14 protein-coding genes are annotated in these 17233 nt (G+C 66.2%); 7 read left to right on the top strand and 7 right to left on the bottom strand.

What is annotated here, in order from left to right; all coding sequences use genetic code 11:
- Positions 1 to 22: 22 nt before the first annotated feature.
- Both ACFOOQ_RS12725 and ACFOOQ_RS12720 read left to right on the top strand, forming a co-directional pair.
- The gene (locus ACFOOQ_RS12725) at positions 23 to 3190 is read left to right on the top strand and encodes an efflux RND transporter permease subunit (RefSeq protein ID WP_379726984.1); all 3168 of its coding nucleotides are present in this window, start codon (positions 23 to 25) and stop codon (positions 3188 to 3190) included.
- Between the two features lie 99 nt (positions 3191 to 3289).
- A complete protein-coding gene (locus ACFOOQ_RS12720) occupies positions 3290 to 4387 on the top strand; it encodes a DUF2855 family protein (RefSeq protein WP_379726980.1) in 1098 nt (365 codons plus the stop codon).
- 87 nt (positions 4388 to 4474) lie between these two features.
- Here the strand turns inward: ACFOOQ_RS12720 and hemW are convergent, their stop codons facing one another.
- From hemW to rph, 3 genes are read right to left on the bottom strand one after another with little or no spacing between them, the layout of a single operon-like run.
- Positions 4475 to 5686 carry a radical SAM family heme chaperone HemW gene (gene hemW / locus ACFOOQ_RS12715; protein ID WP_379726977.1) on the bottom strand — a complete coding sequence of 404 codons (1212 nt, stop codon included), beginning with the start codon at positions 5684 to 5686 and terminating at the stop codon, positions 4475 to 4477.
- Positions 5670 to 6293, bottom strand: a complete 624-nt coding sequence (gene rdgB, locus ACFOOQ_RS12710) for an RdgB/HAM1 family non-canonical purine NTP pyrophosphatase (RefSeq protein WP_379726974.1) — start codon at positions 6291 to 6293, stop codon at positions 5670 to 5672. Before rdgB ends, hemW begins: the two co-directional genes overlap by 17 nt.
- Positions 6294 to 6299: 6 nt before the next feature.
- Complete coding sequence (gene rph, locus ACFOOQ_RS12705) at positions 6300 to 7016, bottom strand: ribonuclease PH (RefSeq protein WP_379726971.1); 717 nt, start codon at positions 7014 to 7016, stop codon at positions 6300 to 6302.
- A gap of 197 nt (positions 7017 to 7213) precedes the next feature.
- Here rph and ACFOOQ_RS12700 point away from each other — a divergent pair, with 197 nt between their 5' ends.
- Positions 7214 to 8689, top strand: coding sequence for an alginate export family protein (locus tag ACFOOQ_RS12700; protein WP_379726968.1), 1476 nt, complete (start codon positions 7214 to 7216; stop codon positions 8687 to 8689).
- 121 nt (positions 8690 to 8810) lie between these two features.
- On the opposite strand, the gene thrS is transcribed toward ACFOOQ_RS12700, so the two are convergent.
- The 4 genes from thrS to ACFOOQ_RS12680 all read right to left on the bottom strand — a co-directional run bounded on the left by thrS (position 8811) and on the right by ACFOOQ_RS12680 (position 13440).
- Positions 8811 to 10055 (bottom strand): threonine--tRNA ligase, encoded by a 1245-nt coding sequence (gene thrS / locus ACFOOQ_RS12695; RefSeq protein ID WP_379726966.1) that lies wholly within the window; start codon positions 10053 to 10055, stop codon positions 8811 to 8813.
- A 256-nt stretch (positions 10056 to 10311) separates the two neighbouring features.
- A complete protein-coding gene (locus ACFOOQ_RS12690) occupies positions 10312 to 11283 on the bottom strand; it encodes an alpha/beta fold hydrolase (RefSeq protein ID WP_379726964.1) in 972 nt (323 codons plus the stop codon).
- Positions 11284 to 11470: 187 nt separating this feature from the next.
- A complete protein-coding gene (locus ACFOOQ_RS12685) occupies positions 11471 to 12343 on the bottom strand; it encodes an AraC family transcriptional regulator (RefSeq protein ID WP_379726962.1) in 873 nt (290 codons plus the stop codon).
- Positions 12344 to 12420: 77 nt separating this feature from the next.
- Positions 12421 to 13440 carry a polysaccharide deacetylase family protein gene (locus tag ACFOOQ_RS12680; protein ID WP_379726959.1) on the bottom strand — a complete coding sequence of 340 codons (1020 nt, stop codon included), beginning with the start codon at positions 13438 to 13440 and terminating at the stop codon, positions 12421 to 12423.
- A gap of 160 nt (positions 13441 to 13600) precedes the next feature.
- On the opposite strand from ACFOOQ_RS12680, the gene ACFOOQ_RS12675 reads away from it, so the two are divergent.
- From ACFOOQ_RS12675 to pyrF, 4 genes are all read left to right on the top strand, one after another.
- Complete coding sequence (locus ACFOOQ_RS12675; protein WP_379726956.1) at positions 13601 to 14800, top strand: OpgC family protein; 1200 nt, start codon at positions 13601 to 13603, stop codon at positions 14798 to 14800.
- Complete coding sequence (locus ACFOOQ_RS12670; protein ID WP_379726953.1) at positions 14797 to 15570, top strand: SGNH/GDSL hydrolase family protein; 774 nt, start codon at positions 14797 to 14799, stop codon at positions 15568 to 15570. The genes ACFOOQ_RS12675 and ACFOOQ_RS12670 overlap by 4 nt, the downstream gene beginning before the upstream one ends.
- Entirely contained in the window at positions 15567 to 16415 is an 849-nt protein-coding gene (locus ACFOOQ_RS12665) for an SGNH/GDSL hydrolase family protein (protein WP_379726950.1), read from the top strand. The genes ACFOOQ_RS12670 and ACFOOQ_RS12665 overlap by 4 nt, the downstream gene beginning before the upstream one ends.
- Positions 16416 to 16498: 83 nt before the next feature.
- A complete protein-coding gene (pyrF, locus tag ACFOOQ_RS12660; RefSeq protein WP_379726947.1) occupies positions 16499 to 17218 on the top strand; it encodes an orotidine-5'-phosphate decarboxylase in 720 nt (239 codons plus the stop codon).
- Positions 17219 to 17233 lie beyond the last annotated feature (15 nt).

Below are 17233 nucleotides of genomic sequence, written 5' to 3'. Positions count from 1 at the left end.
GTCCCAGAGGAGACAGGCGGCCATGTGGCTGACCCGCATCAGCGTCAACAACCCGGTCTTCGCCACCATGATGATGGCGGCCCTGCTGGTGGTCGGCCTGTTCGCCTATTTCAAGCTCAGCATCGAGCAGTTTCCCAGCGTCGAATTTCCCATCGTGGTGGTCAGCACCGAATATCCGGGAGCAACGCCGGAAAGCGTCGAAAGCGAGGTGACCCGGCCGATCGAGGAGGCGGTGAATACCATCAGCGGCGTGCGCACCCTGACCTCGCGCTCGCTGGAAGGCAATTCCATCGTCATCATCGAATTCGAGCTGAGCATCGATCCGGTCGCCGCCGTGCAGGACGTGCGCGAGAAGGTGGCGCAGGTCACCCCGAAATTCCGCGACGAGGTGAAAGATCCCTCGATCACCCGCTTCTCGCCGGACAGCCAGCCGATCGCCTCGATCGCCATCCGCAGCGACCGTCGCGACCTGCGCGAGATGACCACGCTGGCCGACCAGGTGATCCTGAAACGCCTGCAGACGGTGCGCGGCGTCGGCCGCGCCTATATCGTCGGCGGCCTCAAGCGCCAGATCAACGTGATGCCGAACCCGGAGAAGATGCAGGCCTACGGCATCGGCATGGACCAGCTGGTCTCGGTGCTGAAGAACGAGAACCAGCAGCTGCCGGTCGGCACCCTGACCCAGGCGCGCACCGAATTCGTCGTGCAGATCGAAGGCCGCGTGGTCGATCCGCGCAAGCTGGCCGACCTGATCGTCGCCCGCCGCGGCGGCGCCCCGGTCTATCTTGGCGATGTCGCCACCGTGCAGGACGGCACCGAGGAGCAGGAGGCCATCGCGCTCTATAACGGCCAGCAGTTGCTGACCATCGAATTCATCAAGGTGCAGGGCGCCAACACGCTGGAAGTGATCACCGGCCTCAAGCAGGCGGCGAAGGAACTGGAAAAGGACCTGCCGTCCGACGTGCATCTGCAGTTCGTGCGCGACGACAGCCGGTCGATCCTGATTTCGGTGAACGGCACCCAGCATACCCTGATCGAGGGCGGTATCCTCACCATCCTGATCGTCTTCCTGTTCCTCAATTCCTGGCGCAGCACCATCATCACCGGCCTGACCCTGCCGATCGCGGTGATCGGCACCCTGGGCGCGGTCTGGGCCGCCGGCTTCACGCTCAACAAGCTGACCCTGATGGCGCTGTCGCTGGCCATCGGCATCCTGATCGACGACGCCATCGTGGTGCGCGAGAACATCACCCGCCACGTCAACATGGGCAAGAGCCACCGGCGGGCGGCGCTGGAGGGCACTGCCGAGATCGGCCTCGCCGTGATGGCGACGACATTTACCATCGTCGCGGTGTTCCTGCCGGTAGCCTTCATGGAAGGCATCATCGGCCGCTTCTTCCTGCAGTTCGGCATCACGGTGACGGTCGCCGTGCTGATCTCGCTGTTCGTCAGCTTCACCCTCGACCCGATGCTGTCCAGCGTCTGGTATGACCCGGACAGCCAGCCGGATGCGAAACGCGGCCCCTTCGGCCGCGCCATCGGCCTGATCGACAAGGGGATGGAGCGCGTCGCCCGCTTCTATCGCCGGCTGCTGGGCTGGAGCCTGCGCTGGCGCTGGGCGGTGCTGCTGCTGGCCGTGCTCAGCTTCGCAGCCACCGTCGCCATCCTGCGTTCGGGTCGCATCGGCACGGAATTCGTCCCCGACCCCGACCTGTCGGAAATCCTCGTCGAGATCACCACGCCGCCGGGCTCGTCGCTCGACTACACCACGGCGAAAATCCGCCAGGCCCAGGCGGCGCTGAAGGAAATCCCGGAAATCGACTATACCGTGGCCTCGATCAATGCCGGCGGCTTCGCCCGACGCAATGTCGGCACGCTGTATGTGCGCTTCGTGCCGCTGGACCAGCGCAAACGCACGCCGCAGCAGATGGCGCAACCGATCCGTGACCGCCTGTGGCAGATCGCCGGCATCGACAACATCAATATCGGCTTGCCCAATCTCGGCGGCGGCCTCAACAAGCCGATCATGGTCGCGCTCAAGGGCCAGGACATTGCCGAGCTCGACCGCCTGTCGCGCGAGGCGATGAAGATCATCCGCACCGTGCCCGGCGTGGTCGACCTCGAATCGAGCCTGAAGGCCAACAAGCCGACGGTGGCGGTCGACATCGACCGCCAGCTCGCCTCCGACCTCGGCCTCAGCCTCGCCTCGATTGCCGCAACGCTGCGTCCGCTGCTGGCCGGCGAGGAAGCCGGCACATGGCGCGCGCCGGACGACGAGGATTACGACGTCTTCGTCCGCCTGCCACAGGACGACCGCACCGGCCTGCCCGACCTCGACCGCATCTATGTGGCATCGAACCAGACGAATGCCGACGGCAATCCGAAGATGATCGCGCTGTCGCAGGTGGTGAAGGTGCAGCGTTCGACCGGCTCGACCCAGATCAACCGCCGCGACCTCGCCCGCGAGGTGCTGCTGACCGCCACCACCTCGGGCCGCACGGTCGGCGAGGCCAGCCGCGAGATTCAGGCCAAGCTGGAACAGATGAAACTGCCGCCCGGCTATCACTTCTGGTTCGGCGGCGCTTCCAAGGACATGAAGGAATCGGCCGGCTATGCGGCGGCAGCCCTGCTGCTGGCGGTGATCTTCATCTACCTGATCCTTGCCTCGCAGTTCGCCAGCTTCCTGCAGCCCTTTGCCATCATGGCCTCGCTGCCGCTGTCGCTGTTCGGCGTGGTGGCCGGCCTGTGGGCCTGGGGTTCGACGCTCAATATCTTCTCGGTGATCGGCCTGATCATGCTGATGGGCCTGGTCACCAAGAACGCCATCCTGCTGATCGACTTCGTCAACCAGGCCCGTCGCGAGGGCCGCGACCGCGCCACGGCGATCCTCGAGGCCGGCGAGATCCGCCTGCGCCCCATCGTGATGACCACCATGGCGATGATCTTCGGCATGATGCCGCTGGCGCTTGGCCTCGGCGAGGGTGCCAGGCAGACCGCGGCGATGGCCCATGCGGTGATCGGCGGCCTGATCTCCTCGACCCTGCTGACCCTGATCGTCACCCCGGTGATCTTCACCTACCTGGACGACCTCGGCCGCTTCGTTAGCCGCCACCTGCCCAAGGGGCCGCATGACGCAGATGACGTCGCGGATGAACCGGAGTCCGCCAAGGCCCGGCAGCCGGCCGAATAAAATGCGGCCGACCCGCCTGCGGGTCGGAAAAATGTCACGGAAAGGCCGCATCCGGCACTCTAGAATGAGCACGGACACTGTGAGCACTGGAGGAAACCGATGACCGCGAGCATGACCCGCTTCGTGATCGACAAGTCTGACCTGCGCAAGGCGAAAACCCTGAGCGCACCCCTGCCCGACCTGCAGCCGGGCGAAATCCTGCTGAAGGTCGACAGCTTCGCCTTCACGGCCAACAACATCACCTATGCCGAGCTCGGCGAGCGCATGGCCTACTGGAATTTCTTTCCCGCCGGAAACGGCCAGGAGAGCAATCTGGGTGTCGTGCCGGTCTGGGGTTTCGCCGATGTGACCGACAGCCGCCACGAGGCCATCGGCCCCGGCGAACGCATTTTCGGGTTTTTCCCGATGGCCACCCATGCCGTGCTGCAGCCGGTGAAACTGACCGACAACAGCTTTGTCGATGCCACTGAACACCGCAAGGCGCTGCCGCCGGCCTATAACTTCTATGTCCGCACCACCGGCGACGCCGCCTTCCTGCCCGACCGCGAGGGCCTGCAAGCGCTGCTACGCCCCCTGTTCATCACGGCTTTCCTGATCGACGATTTTCTCGCCGACGAGGATTTCTTCGGCGCTGGCCAAGTGATTCTGTCCAGCGCTTCGTCGAAAACCGCCTTCGGACTGGCCTGGCTGCTGCGCCGGCGCGGCAAGACCGAGGTGATCGGGCTGACCTCGGCCGGCAACCGCGCCTTCGTCGAGGGACTCGGCTGCTACGACCGTGTGCTGCTCTATGACGACATCGCAAAGCTCAATGCGACAAAACCCGCCGTGTATGTCGATTTCGCCGGCAGTGCGGCGGTGCGCACGACGATCCACCAGCATTTCGGCGAGGCCCTGAAATACAGCTGCGCCGTCGGCCTGTCGCATCGCGAGATGAACCCGCCGGGCAAGAACCTGCCGGGACCGAAACCGGTCTTCTTCTTCGCACCAGACCGGATCAAAAAGCGCACCCAGGACTGGGGCCGCGGCGGCATTGATACCCGCTTCGGCGACGCCATGGGCGACTTCCTGCCCCATGCCGGCAAATGGCTCACCGTCATCGAGGGCAGCGGTGCGGCCAGCGTCGAAGCCGCCTGGCAGGCGACACTGGCCGGCCAGGCGAAGCCCGACGAAGGCCAGATGTTGAGTCTGTGGGAATGAAATGGGATGCCCGGGTCAAGCCCGGGCATGACAATGAATAATTAAGAAGCGTCACCCTCGGGCTTGACCCGAGGGTCCCATTTCTTTCTACGCCAGCAGTCTCGCCAGCAGGCCGTCGAGCACGGCGCGGCCCTCCGCCGTCGCCACCAGGCGCTCCGGGCTGCGCATCAGCAGGCCGGCAGCCTCGAGCGGCGCTGTGCGCGCCACCGGCGCCACGGTATCGAGGTCAAGCCCGCAGGCGGCGCGGAAATTCTCCGTCCAGACGCCCTCGCTGAGCCTGAGGCCCATCATCAGAGCCTCCTCGGCACGCTCACGGCCACTGACCGGTGTCTCGGCCTCGCGACCATGGCCTGCGGCTTCCACCTGCTCAAGCCAGGCCTCCGGCTTGCGGCGGTTCTGCACGGCCGACCATGCCGGCCCGCGCCGGATACGCGCATGGGCGCCAGGGCCGAGGCCGAGATAGTCGCCCGACCGCCAGTAGACGAGATTATGCCGGCTCTCGCCGCCCGGCCGTCCTTCTGAAGCAGGGCGGGCATGATTGCTGATCTCGTAGGCCGGCATGCCGGCCTGCACCATGATCTCTTGGGTCAGGTCATAGAGCGCGGCCTGGTCGTCGGCCGGCATCGGCTGCAGCACGCCACGCGCCACCGCGCCGGCGAAACCGGTATTCGGCTCGATGGTCAGCGTATAGAGCGACAGGTGATCGCCGGCGAGTTGCAGGGCGTCGCCCAGCTCGGCACGCCAGCTCTCTGCCGTCTGGCCCGGCCGGGCATAGATCAGGTCGAAGGAATAACGCGGCACGGCCTGCGCGGCCGCCGCAATGGCGGTGCGCGCCTCGCCGGCATCGTGGGCACGGCCAAGGAATTTCAGCACATCGGCGTCGAAGCTCTGCACGCCGATCGACAGGCGGTTGATGCCGGCCGCGGCAAAGGCGGCGAACTTGCCGGCCTCGGCCGAATTCGGATTGGCTTCCAGCGTGATCTCGACGTCGTCGGCAAAACGCCAGCGGCGCTGGGCTGCGTCGAGGATCGCCGCTGCCGTCTCCGGCGGCATCAGCGACGGCGTGCCGCCGCCGAAAAAGACCGAGGTCACCATCTCGCCGGCGCCGATACCGGCATCGGCATAGTGATCAAGCTCGGCTAGGTAGGCTGCCTGCCAGCGCGCGGCATCAACACGCTCGCGCACATGCGAATTGAAGTCGCAATAGGGGCATTTCGAGACGCAGAACGGCCAGTGCACATAGAGGCCGAAGCCGCGGCGTGGTGCGGTCGTCGTCAGTACCTCAGTCGAAGCAGGCATTGATCAACAGCCGGAAGGCCCGGGCGCGGTGGCTGATCGCATGCTTTTCCTCCGGCGGCATCTCGCCGAAGCTGCGCAGCTGGCCGCTTTCCACCTCGCTCTCCGGCATGAACATCGGATCGTAGCCAAAGCCGTAAACGCCACGTGGCCGCCAGACGAGGCGGCCGGCGACGATGCCTTCGAAGGTTTCGATATGGCCGTCCGGCCAGGCCAGGCTGAGCGCGCAGATAAACTGGGCGCGAATCGGCGGCTCGGTGCCCTTGTCCTGCACCGCGCGCCAGACCTTGTCCATGGCGTAATTGAAATCCTTCTTGGCGCCGGCCCAGCGCGCCGAATAGATGCCCGGCGCGCCGTCCAGCGCATCCACCGCCATGCCAGAATCATCGGCCAGCGCCGGCAGGTTGGCGGCCTGCGCAGCAGCCAGCGCCTTCAGCTCGGCATTGGCGACGAAGGTCTCGCCGGTCTCTTCCGGCTCCGGCAGGCCAAGTTCGCCGGCCGAGACGGCGCGCACCCTGAAGGGCGCCAGCAGGTCGCCGATCTCGCGCACCTTGCCGGCATTGTGGCTGGCGATGACGAGCGTATCGCCGGCAAAGCGCCGCGCCGCCATCGGGGCTTACTTCCCCACCGCCTGGCGCTGCAGCACCATCAGTTCGGCGATGCCCTTCTTGGCAAGGCCGAGCATGGCGGTGAACTGCTCTTCCGAGAAAGGGTCCTTCTCGGCGGTGCCCTGCACTTCCACGATGGCATCCTTGTCGGTCAGCACGAAGTTGGCATCGGCCTGGGCAGTCGAGTCTTCCGCATAGTCGAGGTCGAGCACCGGGTTGCCGTCGGACAGGCCACAGCTGACCGCGCCGACCTGGCCGATCAGCGGAATCTGCGCAATCGCGCCCTGCTTCACCAGGCCGGCGAAGGCGAGATACAGTGCCACCCAGCTGCCGGTGATCGCCGCGGTGCGGGTGCCGCCATCGGCCTGCAGCACGTCGCAGTCCAGCCGGATCTGGCGCTCGCCGAAACCTTCGAGATTGGTCACGGCGCGCAAGGACCGGCCGACCAGGCGCTGGATTTCCTGGGTACGGCCCGACTGCTTCCCGCGCGAGGCCTCGCGCTCGGTACGGCTGTGGGTCGAGCGCGGCAGCATGCCGTATTCCGCCGTCACCCAGCCGCGGCCGGTATTGCGCAGAAAGGGCGGCACGCGCTCTTCCACCGTGGCGGCGCATAGCACATGGGTTTCGCCGAATTTCACGAGGCAGGAACCCTCGGCATATTTGGCAAAGCCCGGCTCGAGCCGGACGGGGCGCATCTGGTCGGCGGTGCGGCCGCTGGGGCGCATGGGAACTCTCCTCGCGAACTTTTAAAGTGCGCCGGTTCTAGTCGATAGGCCGGCTCTGGACAAGCACACGGACCTATGGTTAGTGTTATAATGTAACATTCAACATTCTTGCTAATTGTTCTCAGTCGCGTTAGCAAAGGCCCGATGCCTCGTTGTCAGACCGCTGACGCCAGCCACCAATTGGGGGATTACCAGTGATGCCTAGCCTGCCGCGCCACCGTCGCGCCGCTTTCCTTGCCGCCTCTGCACTCACCGCCGCCGTTACGCTGGCCGGCCCCGCCCGGGCCGGCGATGACGAGCCTTCGGGCCTGAATTACAAGGCCGGCGCCCTCGACCTCCATCTCGGCGTCGATGCCGGCCTCGCCTATTACGGCGTGAAGAATGCCGGCAACGGCACCGGCAGCAATTCGCGCACCGGCGAGCGCAATGGCGGCCGCGACTGGTTCGAGGGCTTCATCGCGCCGAAGGCCGATGCCAGCCTCGATATCGGCACCGGCAGCCTCTATGGCGGCCTGCGCATCGTCGGCGAAGCCACCCGCGGCAACGGCGATGCGGCGGCCGATTCGACCACCTCGGACCAGCCGAGCGCAACCGCGCTGGACAACTACTTCCTTGGCTGGAAATCCGGCGACAGCCTGTCGGAACTGGGCGATGACGGCCTCGACCTCTCGGTCGGCCGCCAGGATTTCAGCATCGGCGACGGCTTCCTGATCCAGGACGGCACCATCGAGGGCCAGAAGCGGGGCGCCACCATCCTGTCGCCGCGCGTCGCCTTCGACCGCACCGCCATCCTGCGGCTCAACACCGCGCCGGTGCGCGCCGATGTCTTCCATCTCGAAGGCACCGTCAACCAGGATCGCATGCGCGGCGGCGACGCGGCAGCGACCAAGCTGTATGGCGCCAATGTCGAATGGTTCGGCTCCACCGAGGGCGACAAGGGCCGTTTCGAATACGACGACCGCGCCTGGTATGTCGGCGGCACCGCCATGCATCTCTACGACGCCGACCGCGGCGTTGCCGCGTCGCGTGACGGCATGAATGTCTTTGCCGCCCGCACCGGCGGCGCACTGTTCAGCAGCCTGGGCGATGGCTTCAAGGATTTCGGGCTGTATTCGGAATATGCCGTCGAGCGTAACAACGATGCCGCGGCCAAGCTGAGCGCCCATGCCTGGTATGTCGAGCCGCAGTATACCTTCTCGGCCCTGCCGTGGACGCCGCGGATCAGCTACCGCTATGCCTCGTTCAGCGGCGACAACAACAGCAACGACGGCACCAATCATGCCTGGGATTCACTGTATACCGCCGGCGGTGCGCGCGGCTGGGGTACCTGGACCCAGGGCGAGATCACCGGCAACTATGTTGTCGGCAACAGCAACCTGAACAGCCAGTCGGTGCATCTGCGGGCACAGCCGACGGACGACCTCGCCGTCGGCGTCATCTATTACATGTTCGACTATGACAAGAAGCCGTCGGGCGTCAGCGACAGCAGCCTGATGAACGAGGTGAATGCCTATGCCGAATGGGCCACGCCGGTACCCGGGCTGAATATCTCCGGCCTGGTCGGCGCCGCCAGCAGCGGCAAGGGTCGCCAGCAGGAACTTGCCGCCAGCAGCACCGATGCCAACGACCGCACCATCTGGCTCGGCGAACTGATCCTCGCCTATTCGTTCTGAGGTTTCAGCCTCGGAACCATAACCAACCCCGTCATGCCCGGGCTTGACCCGGGCATCCCATTTAGTAATGGGACCCTCGGGTCAAGCCCGAGGGTGACAAGTTGTGTTTTGGATACGCCATCTACCGGAACGCCTCGGCGCGGAAACGCCGGCCGACCTCCGCTAGCGGCATCTCCTCCTGCCGGCCGTTGCGCCAGCGTAAGCTGACACTGCCGCGCTCCATCTCGCGCTCGCCCGCCACGGCGACCAGCGGCACGCCCTGGTCGTGCGCCTCGGCGATCTTGCGGCTGAGCCGCTCGCGGCGGTCGTCGACGGCGACGCGGTAGCCCTCGCGACCGAGCACGGCCGCTGCCTTGCGCACATAGCCGACCTGCTCGGGGCCGATACTGGCGAGCAGCACCTGCTCGGGTGCCAGCCACAAAGGCAAGGCACCGCGATGGTGTTCCAGCAGCATGCCGATGAAACGTTCGAGGCTGCCGAGTACGGCATGGTGGATCAGCACCGGCGGCCGGCGCTGTGAATCGCTGCCGACGTAAGATGCCTCCAGCCGCTCGGGCAGCACGAAATCGAGCTGCACCGTGCCGCATTGCCAGCTGCGCCCGTGGCTGTCGCGCAGATGGAATTCCAGCTTGGGCCCGTAGAAGGCGCCCTCGCCGTTGCGGATGGCGAAATCGAGCCCGGCCTTGCGCGCAGCAAAGGCGAGCGCCGCTTCCGCGCGGTCCCAGGTGGCATCGTCGCCGGCCCGCTTGGCTGGCCGCGTCGAGAAGAACACCAGCGGCGCACCGAAGCCGAAATCGCTGTAGATGCCGCGCAGCAGCTCGCAGAAGCGCTGCACTTCTTCTTCGACCTGCTCTTCCGTGCAGAAGATATGCGCATCGTCCTGGGTGAAGCTGCGCGTGCGCATCAGGCCCTGCAGCGCGCCCGATGGCTCGTCGCGGTGACAGGCGCCGAATTCGCAGTAGCGCAACGGCAGGTCATGCACCGAGCGCAGGCCCTTGTTGAACACCTGGACATGGCCGGGGCAGCTCATCGGCTTCAGTGCGAAAGGCCGGTTTGCCCCGGAAGAGTGACTGCTCAGGCGATACATCTCGTTGGCGAACTTGTCGGCATGGCCGCTCTGTTCCCACAGGCTGTAGCTCAAGAGCTGCGGCGTGCGGATTTCGGCGAAACCGGCCTCGCGCATGCGGCGGCGGATGTAATCCTCGATCACGCGATACAGCGCCCAGCCGCGCGGATGCCAGAACACCATGCCCGGCCCCTCCTCCTGCTGGTGGAACAGGTCGAGCCGCGTGCCCAGCACGCGATGGTCATAGACATCCGGGTCCTGCAGGCGGTCCGGTCTTAACTCTGGATTCAGGCTGTTCATGGCGGGTCTCCGTGGTTTTCCGTAGCGGCGGAAGCCTGCCGGGGAAAGACGGAACCCTGAAACGACCGGGGCCCCGTCCGTCGCCGGCGGGGCCCCTGGTTGTCTGTGCTGTGCTTATCTGCTCACGCGCATCGACCAGGCTCCCCGCCGGTGGCGGTAACCTTAATAGCGACGACGGTGAGAATAATGCGCTGCATGGTGCTGCGGACGGTAAGCGGCAAGTCCGCCAGCGTCAAGACAGAAAATTTCACCGCGCTCAGTCGATGAAGCTGACGAGGGCAGGAATCGTCGTCTTCGGCGCTTCCTCCATCAGCCAGTGGCCCGATCCGGCCACCACGCGGCCATCGACATTCTCGGCGACCAGGCGTCCCTGCTCGATCAGGAAGGTCCCCGATGCCTTTTCGCCGGCCAGTACCAGGAAGGGCATGGTGAGCTTGGTGGCACCAAAACCGGCGAAATCCTTCGCATCCTGCTCGAAGGCCTTGAAGTATTCAAAACCCGCCCGCATGCCGCCGGGCTGGGCATAGGCGGCGGCATAGAAACGGCGATCGGCCTCGGGCAGCGAATGCTTCGGGTCGGCGGCGAAGTCATTCCAGAAATGCTCGAAATAGATGCGCTCGCGGCCATGCACCAGCGCCAGCGGCGTCTTGCCGTAGAAATGGAAATGCCACAGGTCGCGCAGCAGCCAGACCTTGGTCCAGTCGCCGATGCCGGGCAGGAAGGCATCCATCAGCACGACCTTTGTCGTCTGCTGCGGAAACTGCGCCGCATAGGCATAGGCGACCATCAGGCCGATGTCATGGCCGACCACGACCGTCTGCTTCTGACCGAGCGCCGCGACCAGGGCATGGGCATCCTGCGCCATGGTTTTCTTGTCATAGCCACCCTCCGGCTTGGCCGAGGCACCGGCGCCGCGCAGGTCGGGCACGATCACGGTATGGCGTTTCGCCAGTTCGGCCATCACCGGCAGCCACATATGGCCGGTCTCGGCATAGCCATGCAGCAGCAGCACCGCGCTGCCCTTGCCACCGATACGGTAATACAGCGTGGTGCCGTTCACCTTGGCCGTGGCGGCATGAAAGCCGGCCGGCAGTTTTTCCATCGGCTTCGCCACCTTGGTCGTCTCGGCCGATGCGACCGTGCCCGGGGCAGCAGCGCCGAGCACGAGACCCATGACAAGACAGGCAAGACGCGGCAGCAGGCGGCAGGCAGGGCGCAGGGAAAGCATCGTGGCGGTCTCCTGGGGATGGGGCCGGACGGCCCCTCGGGGCGAGCCGCTTCACTGCGCGCAGGAATCCTCGCGGCGGTAAAGAGCAATTCGCGCGGGCCGGACGGAAACCGGCGGCGGCAATAACCCGGTAACCGCCAGACCGCCCGGCCGGCAGAAGCGGTGGCCGGGCGGCCCGGCCGCCATGTCACTTCAATGGTAGGCAGATATCGGTCAGCAGTTCAGTCGGCGCCACTTCGCGCGGATTGTTGAGGTAATCCTCGAAGACCGGCGCATCGGCGGCCTCGCGGCTCGACTGCACCAGCCATTCGCCATAAAGCCAGTCATAGGCGGCCCTCATATCCGAATAGGGTCCCTTGTGGCGCAGCACGGCATAATCGCCGCCGCGCAGGAAGGCGCGCTCCAGCGGCGGCGCGACGGGAAACGCCGGATCGGGCAGCAGGATGCCGGCTGCCGAGCGCAGGTCGGCCTCGGGTACCGATGTCGGGTCGGAATAGAACAGACCCTTCATGCACAGGCCTGGACGCAGCAGATCGCGGGCAGCCAGCGTGCCGAACAGGGTCTCGAAGGCCCGGCCGATTTCCATATAGCTGCCCTGGTGCGGGATCACGGCCAGAGCGGCGGGTTCAAGCTGGTGGATTTCGACGGTGCGCATGGCGAAGTCTCCGGTACGGGCGGCAGGCTGGGTGAAGCGGGTATGGCTGCCGGTCTTGCGGTATTCCGCCGGCGGCAGGCCGTAGGCGTCGCGGAAGGCGCGGCTGAAGGCGGCGAGGCTGGCATAGCCGGCGCGCGGCCAGATCGCCTCGAGCGGCTGGTCGCTATGGGTAAGATCGGCAGCCGCACGCTGCAGCCACAGGCGCTTCACCGTGCCGACGACGGATTCGCCGTAGACCGCCTGCCAGATGCGGTGCCAGTGCCAGGGCGACAGGGCCGCCACCTCGGCCAGCGTGTTGAGATCCGGCGCCTCGTCGAGATGGGCATAGATATAGTCGATGACGCGGGCGAAGCGGCGGATATAGCCGGCCTGGCTGGCGCTGTCTTCGGGTGCAAGTTCGGGCATGGCGGGCCTCGGTGATGATCAACCGAGGCAGACGCTAGCATGGCCGGTTTTGACAAATCTTGCGGAAGTGCAGGCGTCTACTTCTGTACCGTGAACTGGATGCCGAACCAGCGGAAGCGGCTCTTCTCGGCGGTCGGCAGGGTGCAGCTGATGCGGTCGCGCGGCGGCTGGAACGCCTTGTCGGGTTTCGCCTCGTAGCGGTTGCCGCCAAGGTCCTTCAAGGCAATACGGTCGCCCGGGCCGGTATAGCAGAGCAACTCTTTCATGCGCTCCAGCCCCGGCAGCACGGTGAAGCGCAGCGCCGGCGGGTTCTCGGTCTGGCCGAGCTTTATGAGCACGTCGTCCGGCGTGATGTCACTGACCGGCAGCGGCAGGGCGTTGACTGCCATCAGCATGCGGTCGACCGAGCCGTAATGCTCGTTCATCGGAAAGCGCGGCAACCAGTACAGGTCGTGCTTCGCATGCGCCACGCCGGACTGCTGGCCGAAGGCGGCGTCGTAGCCCATGGCTTTCACCACGGCCATGCTCCTGGTGTCCCACTCGCCGAACGGCCAGGCGAACAGCTTCGGCCGTTCGCCGATTTCCTGCTCGAAGCGTTTCATCGAGGTGTCGAGATCGGCCTTCATCGCCTCAGGCGTCAGCGCCGGCAGCGACGGATGGTCGTTGCTGTGGGCGCCGATGGTGACGCCCTCTTTCTTCATCTGGCGGATCTGGTCCCAGGTGAGATAACCGCGCAGATGCTGGTCGATCGGACCGGTGGCGATGAAGAGGGTGAACGGCAGGCCGGCCTTTTTCATGCGCGGCCAGCCTTCGGTGAAGCTGGAGACATAGCCGTCATCGGCGGTCAGCGCCACGGCATGGTCGGGCAGCGGCTTGTTGGCTTTCAGCGCCGCGACGATCTCGGGCAGCGGCAGCACGTGATAGCCGCCGGATTTCAGCGCGGCCAGCATGGCATCGAACTGGTCGAGGCGGATGTTGGTGCTGGGCACCGTATTCTCGCCGAAGCGGTGGAACATCAGCACCGATGCATGCGGGATGGCGTCCGGTGGCAGGCTGCCGGGCTGCGGATCGGCGGCACGGGCCGGCGATGCAGCCATCAGCATTGCGGAAGCCAGCAAGGCGGCCGGCAGGGACAGGGAGCGGAGTGACCGGAAATTTCGCGGCATGGCGGCTCGACGGGGCGGGAGGGGCATGGACGCCATTCTAGCGCTTCGGCATGATGCCGAACAGGCGGATACCCCGGAGGATACCCCTGTCATGGCCGAGGCCGGCCTGCCGCATGCCGTCGCAGCCCCCGTCACGCCCGCCGCCACGGCGCCCCGTGCGCCGGCGCCGGCGCCGAAGGTGCGCGACCTGCGGCTCGATTTCTTCCGCGGGGTGTCGCTGATCTTCATCTTCCTCAACCACATTCCCGACAATGTGGTGAGCTGGATTTCCAACCGCAATTACGGTTTCTCGGACGCCACCGAGGTCTTCGTCTTCATCTCCGGCTATTCGGTGTTCCTTGCCTACAGCGGCGCCATGCAGAAGCAGGGTTTCGTGGTCGGCATGGCGCGGATCTGGAAGCGGGTCTGGCAGATCTACACCGCGCATATCTTCCTGTTCATCATCTTCGTCGCCCAGATCGCCTGGCTGGCGACGCGCTACAACGAGGCGCTGGCGGAAGAGATGAATATCGGGCCGCTGTTCGAAGCGCCGCAGGTGCTGATGCTGCAGGCGCTGATCCTGAAGTTCAAGCCGGTCAACATGGACGTGCTGCCCATGTATATCGCGCTGATGGCGACCTTCCCGCCGGTGATGTGGCTGATGATGCGGCGACCGGCGCTGGTGCTGGCCACCTCCTTCGTGCTGTGGTTTGTCGTGCAGTTCACTCACTGGAACCTGCCGGCCTATCCGCATGGCGGCTGGTTCTTCAATCCCTTCGCCTGGCAGTTCCTGTTCATCCTCGGCGCCTGGTGCGCCATGCGCCGCCATGCGGCGCCCTGGCTGCAGCTGCTGCCACGCCGGCCGGTCACCGTGCTGGCCGTGCTCTACCTGCTGTTTTCCTTCCTGATCGTGCTGACCTGGCTGCACCAGCCGTGGTCGGTCTATATCCCGCGCTGGCTGGCCCGGGTGCTCTATCCGATCGACAAGACCGAGATGGATGTCTGGCGGCTGCTGCATTTCTTCGCCCAGGCCTGGCTGGTGATCCTGCTGGTGCGACCGGAATCGCGGTTCCTGACCTGGCGCATCGCCCAGCCGCTGGTGCTCTGCGGCCAGCATTCACTGCATGTCTTCTGTGCCGGCATCTTCCTGTCGTTTGCCGCACATTTCCTTCTTAGCGAGATTGCACGCGGCCTGCTCGCACAGGTGGCAGTCAGCCTTGCCGGCATTGTACTGATGGTGGCTCTCGCCGGGCTGCTGAAATGGTATAAGCAGGCCGAGGGCGGCAAGGCTGCCGGCGGGGTGGGGTCATGACAAGGCTGTTGCGGCGGGCGGCGATCGCCCTGGTGCTGGTGCTGGCACCGGGCAGTGCATGGCTGCTGCCTGCGACGGGCGCTGCTGCCGATAGCGACACGCGCTGCGCCGTGCCCGAGAGCCTGACCTTCGTCGACACGCCGCTGCCGCAGGTGACGAAAAAGCTGCAGGCCCGCCTGCCGGTGCACGTCGTGGTGCTCGGCACCAGTTCGTCGATGCCGACCACCAAGGGCCTGCCGCGCTCCTATGCCGCCGGCCTGCAAGCGGCGCTGGAAACCCGCCTGCCCGGCGTCCTGCTGCAGATCGACAACCTGTCGGAAAAAAACCATACCGCCATGCAGATGGCCGAGAAGCTGGCCAGAACCGTGGCGCCGATGCAGCCCGACCTGGTGCTGTGGCAGACCGGCAATGTCGATGCCGCGCAGCAGATCGACATCAACGATTTCAGCGCCGCGCTGGAAGACGGCATCGCCGCCCTGCGTAAATCCGGCATCGACGTGGTGCTGATGGCGCCGCAGTACCGTATGCGGCTGTCGGTGATGGTCGATGTCGCCCCCTACGACCGGGTAATGAGCCAGCTCGGCAATGCCGAGGATGTCGTGATCTTCCCGCGCTTCGACATCATGCGCCATTGGGCCGATAACGGCACCTTCGACACCCGTACCGACGATCTGGCCATGCAGATGCTGGTGGCCGAGGCGCAGAACCGCTGCATTGCCGGCCTGCTGGCCGACATGATCGCCCGGGCCGCCAGGCTGCCGCCGCAATGAGCCCCTGCCGCATGGTCTTCCGCCGCCCTTTTCGTCGCGCCGTACCCCGTCTGCTGCTGGCCGGGCTGTTGCTGGCTGCGCCGCTCGCCATGCTGTCGGCGGCCGACGGCCATGCCGCCGAACGCAACCCGCTGCCCTGCCATGCCCCTGACGCTTTGCTTGATCTCGGCCAGCCGCTGCCCCGGCTGGCGGCCCGGCTCGCCCGTCACGAGGCAGTGACCGTGGTGGCGCTCGGCTCGTCGTCGACCGGCGGCGCCGGCGCCTCCTCGCCCGAACATAGCTATACCGCCCAGCTCGAACGGCTGTGGCCGCAGGTGCTGGGTGGCGGGCCGGTGAAAATGCTCAACCGCGGCATCAACGGCCAGGACATTGACGAGATGGAAAAGCGCCTGCGCGCCGATGTCATCGACCACAAGCCCGACCTGGTGCTGTGGCAGCTCGGCACCAATGCCGTGCTGCGCTCGCAGGGCGTCATGCGATACCGCGACCGCATCGCCGCCGGCATCGCCGAACTGAAAGCCGCCGGCACCGACGTGGTGCTGATCGACCTGCAATATGCCCCCAGGGTACTGGCCGATCCGGACTGGAAGACCATGCAGATTATCCTGCGCGACGTCGCCGCCGAAAACGGCGTCGCCCTGTTCCGCCGCTTCGCCACCATGAAGGCCTGGGTCAAGTCCGGGCAGCTGCGGCAGACCGATATCCTGTCGCCCGACGGCCTGCACCAGAACGACCTGGGTTACCTGTGCTGGGCCGACCATCTGGCCCGGGCGCTGGCCCGGAGCGCAGGGGTGGCGGCGCGCCGGCCCGAAGCCGCGGAAATGCCGGTTTCCCGAAAGAACTGAGGCGTTTGGACGGCCCGTCCGGGGCGGTTTCCGGCTGCCGCAGGGGGAGACTTCAGCCGCCGTTTCGGCTATAAGCCCGGCCCATGACTCATACCCGCCCCCGCCTCGCCCCGGTCTTCTGCGCCATCGACACCATCGAGCTGGCTTTTGCCGCCCGCTGCGCCCGGGCCGCCGCTGCCGCCGGCTTCGGCGTCAAGCTCGGCAAGGAGTTCTTCACCGCCTACGGCCCGACCGAGGTGCGCGCTATCCTGCCCCAGGGCACGCCGCTGTTCCTCGACCTGAAATTCCACGACATCCCCAACACCGTGGCCGGCGCCGTCCGTTCCGCCGCCGTGGCGATGGGGCCGATGATGCTGACCATCCATGCCGCCGGCGGCCCGGCGATGATCCGCGCCGCCGTCGAGGGGGCACAGGCCGCCCGCCAGCGGCCGATGATCCTGGCCGTCACCGCGCTGACCTCGCTGGATGCCAGCGACCTCGCCGCCATCGGCGTCACCGAGGATGTCAGCACCTATGTGAAGCGGCTGGCCCGGCTGGCCCAGGACAACGGCGCCGACGGCGTGGTCTGCGCCGCCAGCGAGATCGCCATGCTGCGCGAGACCTGCGGCCCGGATTTCAAGCTGGTGGTGCCCGGCATCCGCCCGAAAGGCAGCGCCGCCGGCGACCAGAAACGGGTGATGACCCCGGCCGAGGCGCTGGCGCTCGGCGCCGACCATCTGGTGATCGGCCGGCCGATCACCGAGGCGGCCGACCCGGAGGCGAGCGCGCGCGCCATCGCCGAAGAAATCGCAGCAGTGGCATGACGGGAGTTGCCTGAG

It is taken from the genome of Ferrovibrio xuzhouensis, assembly GCF_042648965.1.
Lineage (GTDB): Bacteria > Pseudomonadota > Alphaproteobacteria > Ferrovibrionales > Ferrovibrionaceae > Ferrovibrio > Ferrovibrio xuzhouensis.
Note: the sequence above shows the minus strand (reverse complement) of the source record. Positions and strands in the feature narration are given on the sequence as shown.